The organism is Amycolatopsis sp. NPDC050768, from assembly GCF_040654155.1.
Taxonomy (GTDB): domain Bacteria; phylum Actinomycetota; class Actinomycetes; order Mycobacteriales; family Pseudonocardiaceae; genus Amycolatopsis.
In genome coordinates, this window is sequence record NZ_JBFAHL010000002.1 from 299,687 (window position 1) to 312,900 (window position 13,214).

Consider the following 13,214-nt stretch of genomic DNA (forward strand, 5'->3'; position numbering starts at 1 on the left):
TCTGTGCCTGCCGGTGTGAGAAAGAGGGGCGAGAACCGGATGTACCCGACCGTGTCCGAGGTGCTCGCGCTGCCGGCCCTGCGCCAGGGCCGGCCGCACGTCGTGGCGGGCAGCGCGGGGCTCGACCGGCCGGTGCGCTGGGCGCACGTGGCCGAGGTCGCCGACATCGCCCACCTCCTGCGCGGCGGCGAGCTGGTGCTCACCACCGGCGTCGCGCTGCCGGACGACGGCCCGTCGCTCGCCCGCTACGTCGCCGACCTCGCCGAGGTCGGTGTCTCGGGCGTGGTGGTGGAGCTGGTCCGGCACTGGAGCGACCGCCTGCCGAACGCCCTGGTCGAGGCGGCCGAGCACCGCGGACTGCCGCTGATCACGCTCTCCCGTGAGACCCGCTACGTCGCCGTGACCGAGGCCGTGAACGGGCTGATCGTCGATGCCCAGGTCGCCGAGCTGCGCGCGGCCGAGCGGGTGCACGAGACGTTCACCGCGCTCACCGTCGCGGGCGCCGAGCCCGGGGTGGTGCTCGGCGAGGTGACGCGGCTGACCGAGCAGCCGGTGGTGCTGGAGACGCTGGCCCACGAGGTGCTCGCCTACGACGCGGCCGGCACGGATCCCGCCGAGCTGCTCACGGGCTGGCCGGCGCGCTCGCGCGTGGTTCAGCTCGGCGAACGCACGGGCTACCACGCGAACGCGGGCTGGCTCGTGACCGTGGTCGGCGCTCGCGGCCACGACTGGGGCCGGCTCGTGCTCGTCTGCGCGGAACCGCCGCCGCACCGCCACCGCGTGGTGGCCGAACGCGCGGCGTCCGCGCTGGCCGTGCACCGGCTGGTGGCCCGCGACTCCGACACGCTGGAACGCCTGGCGCACCGGGCGGTGGTCACGGAACTGCTGGCTTCGCCGGCGCCGTCGATGGAACTGCTCGCGCGGGCGTCGGCGCTGGCCGTGCCGCTGACCGGGCGGCGCCTGATCGGCCTCGCGGTGCGCCCGCGCATCACGGCCACCACGTGGCAGTCGCTGTCGACGCCGCCGCTGCTGCGGGAGCTGGCCGAGGCGACGGCGCTGGCCGCGCGGCGGGCGAAGGTGTCGGCGCTCGTCGCGACCGACGAGACGGGCGTGCGGGCCTTGCTCGCCCTTTCGCCCGAGGCACACGCCGACGCCGTGCTGCAGCGGCTGGCCGCCGACATCCACGAGGCCCGCGCGAGCGCGCCCGCCGTGCTCGCCGTCGGCACGACCGTGACGGGGCCCGCCGAGGCCCGGCGGACGCTGGTCGAGGCCGCGCAGGTGGCCGCGGCCGCGTTGAGCGAAGAAACCGAACGGCCGCTGCACCGGCTGCGCGACGTGCGGCTGCGCGGCCTGCTGCACCTGTTGGCCGACGACGAGCGCGTGACGTCGTTCGCCGCGCGTGAGCTGGGGCCACTGCTGCAGCGCGACGCCGCTTCGGGCAGCCGGCTGGTGCAGGCGCTGCGGCACTACTGCGCCCACGGCGGCAACAAGTCGGCGGCGGCCGTCGCGGCCCACACCTCGCGCACGGCGTACTACCAGCAGCTCGCGCGGATCGAGCAGGTTCTCGGCGTGCGGCTGGAAGACCCGGAGTCGATGTTGTCGCTCTACGTCGCGCTCCTGGCCCACGACCTGACCGGTGACCCCACCCTTTCGGGGGAGGAAAACTCACCCGGACGTGCAGCACAGTGATCAGCTTCCGGCTGCCGATAGCCGAAGTATGGTGTTTTCTTCCTTCGCTCCGATCGCCGCGTGCGTGCTCGGCCTCAGTGGTGTCGCGGCCCCTCAACTGCCCGCGTCCACGCTCCAGCTGAGCCTGCACGAGACGACGGGCCGCCTCAGCTCGGTTTCGCTCACCTGCGACCCGGCCGGCGGCAGCCACCCCGAGTCCGACGCCGCCTGTGCCACCCTCACGGGCGTCGACGGCGACATCGCCCACATCAAGCCGCGGCTGCAGCGCTGCACGATGATCTACTCGCCGGTCGACGCCGCCGCCTTCGGCACCTGGCACGGCAAGCCGGTCACGTTCCACGCCACGTTCTCGAACAAGTGCGCGGCCGATGCCCAGACCGCGGGCGTCTTTGGCTTCTAGAAACACAGTCGGCTTCTAGCAGTGTCCCGGCGGCGGTAGCTCGACGTCGAGTGCCATGGCCCGGCTGAGGTTCCAGCCGGGCCAGCTGTCGTCGTCCAGCCGCAGCAGCATCGGCCCCAGCACGCAGTCGGCGTCCGGCAGCCGTTCGGCGACCACGGGGAAGATGTCGGTGGAGAACCCCCGCAGGTACGCCAGGTCGAGCGATTTCCCGTGCTGCGCGCGGTCGATGTTCGCGCCCGCGATGCGCGCTTCCGGGTTCGCGACGGCGAGTGCCAGCAACGCGCCGGCGGCCGTCGCGATGGCCGCGCGCGGCAGCCACGACGAGCGCAGGGTGACCAGCGCCGCCCCGACGAGCAGGAACACGCAACCGAGCCAGAGCTCGCAGACCTCCACGAGCAGCCGCAGCACGGTGAAACCGTAGGCCTCCTGGTACGTCCACATGCGACTGAGCGCGGACACCACGAGCACGAGGCTCAGCGCCGCCAGCGCACCGAGCAACACCCGCTGCCGCAACCGTTCCGCGGCCGTCTCCCTGGGCGCCCAGCGCAACGCCAGCGCGATGATGCCCAACGTCAGGACCGTGCACGCGCAGAGCTGCCAGAAGCCGCCGCGAGCGTATTCGGCCGAGGTGAGGCCACCGGTGCGCAGCACGTAGTCCCTGCCACCGAACAACTCCACGACCCGGACCACGACATAGGCGGCGAACAGCACCACCAGCGTCACGAGCGGGACCGTCCACAAGAGACTGTCACCTTGGGCTTTGCGGTTGCCGTCGGTCGCCCGGCGCGGTGGCGCAGCCAGCACGTAGTACGCCCCCGCCGTGCCGAACGCGCCGGCGCAGAACAGGAATCCCCACTGCACGGCCGAATCCGCGCGCAGATCGGGCACGAGCGCCCCGACGAAGTGCGCGAACGTCGCGTCCGCGCTCGTCAGCAACGGCAGGAACACCGCCAGCACCGCGGCCGCGCCGAGTGTGGCCCCCAGCACCCGGCCGCGCTGCGTCCCCCGGCCCCGCAGCCCGCGCGCCACCCACGGGATCGCGTGGAACGCCTCCAGCGGCACCGCGAGCGCGTCGTAGAGCGCCGAGTTGACCGACCGCGGCCCCACCACCGCCAGCGACCCGGCCACCAACGCGGCCACGACGCACAACCCGAACAGCCACTCCGACGCCCGCACCGCCCCCACCGCCACCAGCGCGAGCGCCAGCGCCGCCCACGCGACGCTCGCCCGCCGGGTCGTCTTCTCCGCCCGCGCGCGGCAATCCACGACCACGATCAGCGCCGTCACCACCAGCGCCGCCAGCAGCCACCCGATCCCCGGCCGGTCCAATGGCACCAACGTCGCGGTCACCACGCCGGCCACCGCGACGGCCGGCAGCACCCCGGCCACGATCGGCACCACCGCCGACTTCAGCACGGGCCTCACCAGCATCGGCGTGAACGGCTCCGCGACGGCGACACCACCTCCTGAACCGGCCCCCGCGTGCGCGGTGGGTGGGGCAGCCCCCTCGACGGCCCCACCCACCGCGTTCTCCGGCGGTACCGCGTGGGCCGGTCTCGGCTTTTCCTCGGTCACGAAACAGCCTCCGTGTTCGCGTTGGCAAATCATCGAGCGCGACAGCTCCCCCGAGGGAAGCGCCAGGAAGATCAGGCCGGCAACGTCACGCGGATCCGGCACCCCGGCGCCGCACCGGGTCCGACGCCGGCCGGGGGTTCGACCACGGCGATGGTCCCACCGTGCAGCTCCACGACCCAGCGCGCGATGGCCAGGCCCAGGCCGGTCCCACCGCCACCGGCGCGTTCGCCGCGGGTGAAGCGTTCGAAGACGCGGTCGCGGTCGGCAGCGGGGATGCCGGGGCCTTCGTCGCGGACTTCGATGCGGGTCTCCCCCTCGTTCACGACCGCGCGGACCTCCACCGAACCACCCGCGGGACCGTGCCGAGCGGCGTTCTCCAGCAGGTTCACCACGACCTGGTACATCCGCTCGCGATCCGCCCGCACGAACGCGCCCAGGGGCGACACGGACACGTCGAAGCGCACGCCGCGCCCCGCCGCCGCGGCCATGGCCTCCGCCTCGGCGGCGACCTCGGCCAGCAGTTCCTCCAGGTCCACGCGCGAACGGTCCAGTGACAACGTGCCGGCGTCGATGCGCGAGAGGTCCAGCAGCTCGGTGACGAGCCGGCCCAGCCGTTCGCTCTGGTGCAGGGCCGTGCGCAGCGTCGCGGCGTCGGGCGACGAAACGCCGTCGACCAAGTTCTCCAGCACGCCGCTCAACGCGGTGATGGGCGTGCGCAGCTCGTGCGAGACGTTCGCGATCAGCTCGCGCCGCTGCTGGTCGGCAGTGGCGAGGTCGGCTGCCATCTGGTTGAACGCGTGGGCGAGCGACCCGACCTCGTCGCGGGCCGTCGCGCGGATGCGGCGCGTGTAGTCGCCCTTCGCCATCGCGCGGGCCGCCGCGGTCATCTCGCGCAGCGGCCGCGTCATGCCGTGGGCCAGAATCTGCGACGTGACCAGCGCGATCAACATGGCCGTGATCGTGGTCGCGGGCGGCAGCCAGCCGATGCGGGACCAGAAGAAGAGAAACGCGATCGCCCCCGCGGCCAGCATGAGGATCGCCAGCTTGAGCTTGATCGACCGGATCGGATCGAGCGGCCGCGGCAGGAAGTCGACGGCCTTCGACAGCAGCGCCTTCACGCCGGCACCTCCAACGCGTACCCGACCCCGTGGACAGTGCGGATGAGGTCCGCGCCGAGCTTGCGCCGCAGTGCCTTGATGTGGCTGTCGACCGCGCGCGTGCCGGCGCCGCCCGTCGGCACGTCCCAGTCCCACACCTCGCTGAGCAGCCGTTCCCGTGGCTGGACCGCACGCGGCCGGCGCGCGAAGTGCACCAGCAGGTCGAACTCGATGGGCGTGAGCTGCGCGGGCACGCCGGCCCGGGCCACCCGTCGCTGGTCGATGTCGATCTCCAGGTCGCCCAGCACGATCCGCTCCGGGACAGTGACCTGCGCCGACCGTTCGACCCGCCGGAGCAGTGCGCTCACGCGGGCGCTGAGCACGCGCATCGAGAACGGCTTGGTCAGGTAGTCGTCGGCACCCACGCCGAGCCCCACGAGCAGGTCGGTCTCGTCCGCGCGCGCGGTGAGCATGAGCACCGGCACCGGCCGCCGCGCCTGGATCCGGCGGCACACCTCGAGCCCGTCGAACCCCGGCAGCATCACATCGAGCACCACGAGGTCCGGACCGAACTCGGCTTCGCCCGCCACCGCGGCCGGACCGTCGTGGGCCACGTCCACAGTGAACCCCTCGGCCCGCAGCCGGGCCGCGATCGACGCGGCGATCGTGAGGTCGTCCTCGACGACCAGCACCCGCCGTCCCCCTTTGTCCATGCCGCTGACTCTAGGGAACCAGCGTGGAGGCCATCCGGGTGAGCTGTGGAGATCTTGTGGAGAACTCCCGTCGTGTTTCGGTCACTTTGCACCGAAGATACGAGCAGATTGTGACGCACGTCATGCACTGCCGGGCAGCGAAACGCAATCGACAGTCTGCGCCGAGCGCACGCGAAGAGTGAACAGTCTGCCTCTGCCACCCGCCCTCGACCGGCGCGCACGATTCCGCAATGGAGCCGACGACACGCGAACACGCCGACGGCCGCGTGGAACTCGCCGATGTGCGGTCCCTCGCGGGCAGCCGGTTCTTCAACGAGGAACTGGCCCCCGTCCCCGTCGCCAAACGCACCTGGACCACGTACAACTACTTCGCGCTCTGGATGGGGATGGCGCACAACATCCCCAGCTACGCCCTGGCCGCGTCGCTCATCGCGCTCGGCATGAACTGGGTCCAGGCGCTCATCACGATCACCATCGGCAATATCGTGGTGCTCGCGCCGATGCTGCTCAACAGCCACGCCGGCACGAAGTACGGCATCCCGTTCCCGGTGTTCGCCCGCGCGTTCTACGGCCTGCGCGGCGCGAACCTGGCCGCGCTGCTGCGCGCGTTCATCGCGTGCGGCTGGTTCGGCATCCAGACATGGGTGGGCGGCGAGGCGATCTACGTGATCATCGGGCGCCTCGCCGGCTCCGGCTGGCGCGACGCGACGGTGGTGTGGGGCCAGCACTGGACGCTGTGGCTGAGCTTCGCCGTGTTCTGGATCGTGCAGATACTGATCATCTGGCGCGGCATGGATGCGGTGCGCAAGTTCGAGAACTGGACGGCCCCGCTCGTGTCGGTCGGGTTCCTCATCCTGCTCGGCTACGTGCTCGTCAAGGCCGGTGGTCTGGGCCCGATCCTCGAAGACGGGGGCAAGCTCGGCTGGGGCAGGGACTTCTGGAAGGTGTTCGCGCCGTCGCTCATGGCGATGATCGCGTTCTGGTCCACCCTCTCGCTCAACATGCCGGACTTCACGCGCTTCGGCGGCAGCCAGCGCAAGCAGGTGCGCGGGCAGATCCTGGGCCTGCCGACCACGATGACGTTCATCGCGATCGTCGCGATTCTCACGACGTCGGGCGGCCACGTGCTCTACGGCGAGGACATCTGGGACCCCGCGCAGCTCGCCGACCGCTTCGCGAGCCCGGTCGTGGTGGTCGTGGCGCTGGTGGCACTGGTGCTGGCCACGATCTCGGCGAACCTGGCGGCCAACGTCGTGAGCCCGTCCTACGACTTCTCCAACGCCTTCCCGAAGCGCATCACCTTCGCGATCGGCGGCCTGATCACAGGCATCCTGGGCATCGCGATCCAGCCGTGGCGGCTCTACTCCGACCCGAGCATCTACATCTTCGCGTGGCTCGGGTTCTACGGCGGCCTGCTCGGCGCCGTCGCCGGTGTGCTCGTGGCCGGCTACTGGGTGATCAACCGGACACGGCTTCGGCTGCGCGACCTCTACACCCGCGACGGGATCTACTGGTTCCGCGGCGGCTGGAACTGGCGTGCCCTCGTCGCGACGCTGGTGGGCGCGGTGCTCGCCGTCGGCGGAGCCTACGGCGGACCGTTCCCCGCGGACGGTCTCATCCCGTTCCTCAAACCGCTCTACGACTACAACTGGGCGATCGGCTTCGCCAGCGCATTCCTCGTGTACGTGCTGCTCGCCCTGCCCCTGAAGAAGAAGGAGGAGACAAGTGAGCGACCTGGTTCGAGCCGGATTGATCCAGCAGCGGTGGACGGGTGACAAGGACTCGATGATCGCGAACGCCGTCGACGCCATCGGCAAGGCGGCCTCGCAGGGCGCCCAGGTCGTGTGCCTGCAGGAGCTGTTCTACGGCCCGTACTTCTGCCAGATCCAGGACGCCGACTACTACTCCTACACCGAGGGCATCCCCGACGGGCCGACCACGAAGCTCATGCAGGAAGTGGCCGAGCGCCACGGTGTGGTGCTGGTGGTGCCGATGTACGAGCAGGAGCAGCCGGGCGTCTACTACAACACCGCGGCGGTGATCGACGCGGACGGCAAGTACCTGGGCAAGCACCGCAAGAACCACATCCCGCAGGTGAAGGGGTTCTGGGAGAAGTTCTACTTCCGGCCCGGGAACATGGGCTACCCGGTGTTCGACACGGCAGTGGGCCGCATCGGCGTCTACATCTGCTACGAGCGCCACTTCCCCGAGGGCTGGCGCGCGCTGGGCCTGGCGGGGGCGAAGATCGTGTTCAACCCGTCGGCGACCAGCCGCGGCCTGTCTGAGTACCTGTGGCGCCTGGAGCAGCCGGCGGCCGCGGTGGCGAACGAGTACTTCGTGGGCACGATCAACCGCGTCGGCGTGGAACCCTTGGGCGACAACGACTTCTACGGCCAGTCGTACTTCGCGGACCCGCGCGGGCAGCTCGTGGGCGACCCCGCGTCGGACACCGAGGAGGAGATCGTGGTGCGCGACCTCGACATGGGCCGCCTCGCCGAGGTGCGCGACCTGTGGGCGTTCTACCGCGACCGCCGCCCGGACAGCTACGGACCCCTGACGGAGGCCTGATGACCACGCTTATCCAGGGGGGCCAGGTCGTCTCACCGTCGGGCGCCGTGCTCGCCGACGTGCTGGTGGACGGCGAGCGCATCGCCGCCGTCGCCGCGCCCGGCGTGCTCAGCGCCGACGAGACGATCGACGCCACCGGAAAGTACGTGCTGCCCGGCGGGATCGACGCGCACACGCACATGGAGATGCCGTTCGGCGGCACGCACTCGGTGGACACGTTCGAGACCGGCACCACCGCCGCGGCGTGGGGCGGGACGACCACGATCATCGACTTCGCCGTGCAGGCCAAGGGCACGTCGTTGCAGTCCACACTGGACAAGTGGCACTCGAAGGCCGACGGCAACTGCGCGATCGACTACGGGTTCCACATGATCATGTCGGACGTGAACGACTCCACGCTGAAGGAAATGCGGTCCTGTGTGGACGCGGGCGTCGGTTCGTTCAAGATGTTCATGGCCTACCCCGGCGTGTTCTACTCGACCGACGGCGAGATCCTGCTCGCGATGCAGCAAGCGCGTGAGGTCGGCGCGACGATCATGATGCACGCGGAGAACGGCATCGCGATCGACCAGCTGGCCGCGCAGGCGGTGGCGGCGGGCAACGTCGACCCGTTGCAGCACGGCCTCACGCGGCCGCCGCAGCTGGAGGCCGAGGCGACGTCGCGGGCGATCACGCTCGCGGCCGTGACGGGCGCGCCGCTCTACATCGTGCACCTCTCGGCGTCGCAAGCGCTCGCGGCCGTGGCGGAGGCGCGCAGCGACGGGCAGAACGTGTTCGCCGAGACGTGCCCGCAGTACCTGTACCTGTCCATCGAGGACCTGGCGCGGCCGGGCTTCGAGGGCGCGAAGTTCGTGGCGTCGCCGCCGTTGCGGGACAAGTCGCACCAGGCGGACCTGTGGCGCGGGCTGCGGACCAACGACCTGTCGGTGGTGTCCACGGACCACTGCCCGTTCTGCTTCAAGGACCAGAAGGAGCTCGGCCGCGACGACTTCCGCGCCATCCCCAACGGGATGCCGGGCGTCGAGCACCGGATGGACCTGCTGCACCAGGGCGTGGTCGCGGGCGAGATCACGCTGGGCCGCTGGGTCGAGACGTGCTCGGCGACGCCGGCGCGGATGTTCGGGCTGTACCCGCGCAAGGGCGTGATCGCGGCCGGGTCCGATGCGGACATCGTGGTCTACGATCCCGCGGCGACGCAGACGTTGTCGGCTTCGACGCACCACATGAACGTGGATTACTCGGCGTACGAAGGGTTTTGCCTGACCGGGAAGGTCCACACTGTCCTGTCGCGGGGCCGGGTCGTGGTGTCGCCTTCGGGCTTCAGTGGCTCTGCCGGGCACGGTCAGTTCTTGTCCCGTGGGCTGAATCAGTACCTTCGTTAGGGAGTGCGCCTTGGATTTCGGGATCGTGCTGCAGACGGACCCGCCGGCGTCGGACGTCGTGCGGCTGATGAAGGCCGCGGAGGACCAGGGGTTCCGGTACGGCTGGACGTTCGACTCGTGCGTGCTGTGGCAGGAACCGTTCGTGATCTACTCGCGGATCCTGGCGGAGACGTCGTCGCTGGTGGTGGGGCCGATGGTCACCTCGCCGGCCACGCGCGACTGGTCGGTGATGGCGTCGACCTTCGCCACGCTCAACGACATGTACGGCAACCGCACGGTGTGCGGCATCGGCCGCGGCGACTCGGCGCACCGGGTCGTCGGCAACCCACCGTCCACTTTGGCCACGGTGCGCGACTGCATGCGCGTGGTGCGCGACCTCGCCGAGGGGCGCGAGGTCACCATGAACGACACGGCCGTGCGCATCCCGTGGATCCGCAACGGGCGGCTGGAGATGTGGATGGCCGGGTACGGGCCGAAGGCGCTGAAGACCGTGGGCGAGCACGCCGACGGCTTCATCCTGCAGTGCGCCGACCCGGCCATCGCACGCTGGACGATCGGCGCGGTGCGTGAGGCCGCGCGCGCCGCCGGGCGCGACCCGGGTGGCATCACGATCTGCGTGGCCGCGCCCGCGTACGTCGGCGAAGACCTCGCCCACCAGCGCGAGCAGCTGCGCTGGTTCGGCGGCATGGTCGGCAACCACGTCGCGGACCTCGTCGCGCGCTACGGCGATTCCGGCCCGGTGCCACACGAGCTCACCGACTACATCCGCGCCCGCACCGGCTACGACTACAGCCACCACGGCCGCGCCGGCAACCCGTCCACCGACTTCGTGCCGGACGAGATCGTCGACCGGTTCTGCCTGCTCGGGCCCGCCCCCGCGCACATCGCGCGCCTGCAGGAGCTCGCGGAGCTGGGCGTGAACCAGTTCGCCCTTTACCTGATGCACGACGAACGCGAGAAAACGCTCGCCGCGTACGGCGGACAGGTCGTCGGCGAGCTCACGGCTTAGGGCTGTCGATTCTCGGTGTCGCCGTTCGACGCGTTGACATGACTGAACCCAAACGCACCCGAAACCTGGACATCTACGGCCACGCCGAACTCCCCTGGAGCCGCGCCCGCGACGCCCTCATCCCTTCGCCGAGCGCTGACCTGACCTTCTTCCTCACCACCGTCCGCCCCGACGGCCGCCCCCACACGGCCGGCGTGGGCGCCATCTGGGACTCCGACGCCCTGTACTTCACCAGCGGTCCGGGCACCTTGAAGTCGCGTCTCGTGGCATCCCGTGCGGCCTGCAGTGTGGGCGTCCGCTTGCAGGGCATCGACTTGACGTTGGAAGGCTTCGCCGGCCGCGTTACCGACGCCACCACCGTCGCCCACCTCGCCGCCGTCTACCACGCCAACGGCTGGCCGGTCACCGCGGACGGGGACACCTTCACCGCGCCGTACAGCGCGCCGAGCGCGGGTCCGCCGCCTTGGTACGTCTACCGTCTGGACCTGCGCACCGCCGTGTGCGTCGCCACGGCCGAACCTCATGGCGCAACGCGGTGGGATTTCGCCCAGTGACCCAGCCAACGCACGGTTTGCCGGCGGGGCGCCGAAGCGGCCCGCCGGCAAGTCGCGAACCGGCGCGGGGAGCGTGAACCAGGTCGAGGCCCGGCGGCGGTCAAAAAACGCCGGTCAGTCGACCAGCGCTTGATACACCAACTGCCGCAACTGCTGCCGAATCGGATGTGTGCTCGACGGCAGCAGCTGCGTGTAGAACGCCACCGTCAGATCCTCGTCCGGATCCACCCAGAACGCGGTCGACGCGGCCCCGCCCCACGCGTACTCGCCGGCGCTCGACAGGGTCTTCGCCTTCACCGGGTCCTCCAGCACCGAGAAGCCCAGGCCGAACCCGAAGCCGTCGAACGGCATCTCCGCGAACAGCGGCCGACCGTAGGACTCCAGGTCGACGTGGCCTGGCAGGTGGTTGCTCGCCATCATCGACACCGTCCGCGGCCCCAGGATCCGCGCACCGTCCAAAGCGCCGCCGCGCAGCAGCATCTGGGTGAAGCGGTGGTAGTCGGCGGCAGTCGACACGAGGCCGCCGCCACCCGAGAACGAGTCCGGGCGCGCAACGCCGATGGAGCCGAAAGCCTCGTTCCGGGTGGGCATCTTGGTCCGCGGATGCGCGACATACAGAGCCGCCAGCCGGTCCGTGTCCTTGGTGGAGAAGCCCGTGTCCGTCATGCCCAGGGGCCCGAAGATCCGCTCCGCGAAGACCTCGTCCAAGGGCTTGCCCGCGAGCACCTCCACGAGGCGGCCGAGGACGTCCGTGGACACTGAGTAGTTCCATTCGCTGCCCGGCTGGAAGACGAGCGGGAACTCGGCCAGGGCGCGGGTCGCGGCGGCCAGGTCCAGACCGGGCGGGGTGCCCCATTCGAAGCCGGCGGCGCGGTAGATCGCGTCGATGGGGTGTGTGTGGTGGAAGCCGTAGGTCAGGCCGCTGGTGTGGGTGAGCAGGTGCCACAGGCGAATGGGCTCGGTCGCCGGCACCGTCATCGGGCTCAGCGCCGAGCCCTTCACGTACACCTGCGGCGCCGCGAACTCCGGCAGCCAGCGGGAAATCGGGTCGTTGAGGTCGATGGCGCCTTCCTCGACGAACGTCATCGCCGCCACCGAGGTGATCGGCTTGGTCATCGAGAAGATGCGCCAGAGGGTGTCGTGCTCCACGGGTGCGCCCGATTCGACGTCCCGCTTGCCGTGGGAAGCGACGTGGACGATGCGCCCGTGCCTGCTCACCACCGCGAGGTAACCGGGCAGCCGCCCGTCGTCCACATAGGCGTCGAACAGCCGGTCGATCCGCTTCAGACGGTCAGCGTCGAACCCCGCCGAAGACGGGTCGGTCTCCAGGTTCATGCCGGCGACATTACGCCCTTTCGCGCGCCCGCTCGGCCGCCTTCTCCTCGCGCCACGCCTCGTCGTTCTTGCCTTCGCGCCAGTACCCGGAGATCGACACCGACTCCTTCGGCACGCCGCGATCGGCGAACAGGTAGCGCCGCAACTCGCGGACGAACCCGGCCTCGCCGTGGACGAACGCGTGCACGTCCTTCGCCGGCCACGGCAGCGCCTTCACGGCGGCCGCGAGGTCCGCACCGGACGACCGGTGCAGCCACGTGATCTGCGCGTCGGCCTTCGTCACCAGCGGCTGCTCCTCCGAAGCGTCGGACACGAGCAGGAAGACGTGCGCCCGGGCGCCGGCCGGCATGACCTCCAGCGACGCGGCGATGGCCGGCAACGCGGCCTCGTCGCCCACGAGCAGGTGCCAGCCCGCGTCGGCGCGCGGCGCGTACACGCCACCGGGGCCCGAGAGCAGCAGCTCGTCGCCCGGCTGTGCCCGCATCGCCCACGGGCCGGCCAGCCCCTCGTCGCCGTGCACCACGAAGTCGAGCACGAGCTCGCCGGCCGCTGCGTCGTAGGACCGCACGGTGTACGAGCGCATCCGCGGGCACTGCTCACGCGGCAGCTCCGCGCGGATGCGCTGCAGGTCGAACGGCTCCGGGTACTCGACGCCCGGCACCTTGAAGATCACCTTCACATACGCGTCGGTGAACGCGTTGGGCTGGAAATCGCGCAGGCCTTCGCCCCCGGCCACGATCCGGATCATGTGCGGGGTCAGGTTCTCCTTGCGCAGAACCGACAAGCGCACGCCCGGGTTCCCCTTGCGCGCCGGAGCATCGGCCATCGGACACCACCCAATCACTAAGGCTTACCTAATCTTGCTCCCACCGTACGCGCCCGTCCCCGGTCC

At 70.7% G+C, this 13,214-nt stretch carries 12 protein-coding genes; 7 read left to right on the top strand and 5 right to left on the bottom strand.

All coding sequences use genetic code 11. From position 1 onward, the window contains the following. Window positions 1-39: 39 nt before the first annotated feature. Window positions 40-1,689, top strand: a complete 1,650-nt coding sequence (locus AB0H62_RS08650) for a PucR family transcriptional regulator ligand-binding domain-containing protein (RefSeq protein WP_360585003.1) — start codon at window positions 40-42, stop codon at window positions 1,687-1,689. Window positions 1,690-1,717: 28 nt separating this feature from the next. After that, window positions 1,718-2,089: an SSI family serine proteinase inhibitor gene (locus AB0H62_RS08655; protein WP_220242802.1), complete on the top strand. Its 372-nt coding sequence runs from the start codon at window positions 1,718-1,720 to the stop codon at window positions 2,087-2,089. A 15-nt stretch (window positions 2,090-2,104) separates the two neighbouring features. On the opposite strand, the gene AB0H62_RS08660 is transcribed toward AB0H62_RS08655, so the two are convergent. The 3 genes from AB0H62_RS08660 to AB0H62_RS08670 form a co-directional block, all read right to left on the bottom strand. Continuing rightward, window positions 2,105-3,664 carry a DUF4173 domain-containing protein gene (locus tag AB0H62_RS08660; protein WP_360585006.1) on the bottom strand — a complete coding sequence of 520 codons (1,560 nt, stop codon included), beginning with the start codon at window positions 3,662-3,664 and terminating at the stop codon, window positions 2,105-2,107. A 71-nt stretch (window positions 3,665-3,735) separates the two neighbouring features. Beyond that, a complete protein-coding gene (locus tag AB0H62_RS08665; protein WP_360585008.1) occupies window positions 3,736-4,782 on the bottom strand; it encodes a HAMP domain-containing sensor histidine kinase in 1,047 nt (348 codons plus the stop codon). Continuing rightward, window positions 4,779-5,474: a response regulator transcription factor gene (locus AB0H62_RS08670; protein WP_360585010.1), complete on the bottom strand. Its 696-nt coding sequence runs from the start codon at window positions 5,472-5,474 to the stop codon at window positions 4,779-4,781. The genes AB0H62_RS08665 and AB0H62_RS08670 overlap by 4 nt, the downstream gene beginning before the upstream one ends. A 230-nt stretch (window positions 5,475-5,704) precedes the next feature. Here AB0H62_RS08670 and AB0H62_RS08675 point away from each other — a divergent pair, with 230 nt between their 5' ends. From AB0H62_RS08675 to AB0H62_RS08695, 5 genes are read left to right on the top strand one after another with little or no spacing between them, the layout of a single operon-like run. Then, entirely contained in the window at window positions 5,705-7,249 is a 1,545-nt protein-coding gene (locus AB0H62_RS08675) for an NCS1 family nucleobase:cation symporter-1 (protein ID WP_360585012.1), read from the top strand. Then, on the top strand, window positions 7,200-8,042 hold the full coding sequence (locus AB0H62_RS08680; RefSeq protein WP_354874065.1) for a nitrilase-related carbon-nitrogen hydrolase: 843 nt from the start codon (window positions 7,200-7,202) through the stop codon (window positions 8,040-8,042). Before AB0H62_RS08675 ends, AB0H62_RS08680 begins: the two co-directional genes overlap by 50 nt. Beyond that, the gene (hydA, locus tag AB0H62_RS08685; RefSeq protein WP_360585014.1) at window positions 8,042-9,424 is read left to right on the top strand and encodes a dihydropyrimidinase; all 1,383 of its coding nucleotides are present in this window, start codon (window positions 8,042-8,044) and stop codon (window positions 9,422-9,424) included. Before AB0H62_RS08680 ends, hydA begins: the two co-directional genes overlap by 1 nt. A gap of 10 nt (window positions 9,425-9,434) precedes the next feature. Beyond that, window positions 9,435-10,433, top strand: a complete 999-nt coding sequence (locus AB0H62_RS08690) for a TIGR03842 family LLM class F420-dependent oxidoreductase (protein ID WP_220242808.1) — start codon at window positions 9,435-9,437, stop codon at window positions 10,431-10,433. A 38-nt stretch (window positions 10,434-10,471) separates the two neighbouring features. Beyond that, entirely contained in the window at window positions 10,472-10,987 is a 516-nt protein-coding gene (locus AB0H62_RS08695) for a pyridoxamine 5'-phosphate oxidase family protein (RefSeq protein WP_360585016.1), read from the top strand. A gap of 114 nt (window positions 10,988-11,101) precedes the next feature. Here AB0H62_RS08695 and AB0H62_RS08700 read toward each other — a convergent pair whose 3' ends face one another. Beyond that, on the bottom strand, window positions 11,102-12,322 hold the full coding sequence (locus AB0H62_RS08700) for a serine hydrolase domain-containing protein (RefSeq protein WP_360585018.1): 1,221 nt from the start codon (window positions 12,320-12,322) through the stop codon (window positions 11,102-11,104). Between the two features lie 10 nt (window positions 12,323-12,332). Continuing rightward, entirely contained in the window at window positions 12,333-13,148 is an 816-nt protein-coding gene (locus tag AB0H62_RS08705; RefSeq protein ID WP_220242811.1) for a siderophore-interacting protein, read from the bottom strand. Between the last annotated feature and the right edge of the window lie 66 nt (window positions 13,149-13,214).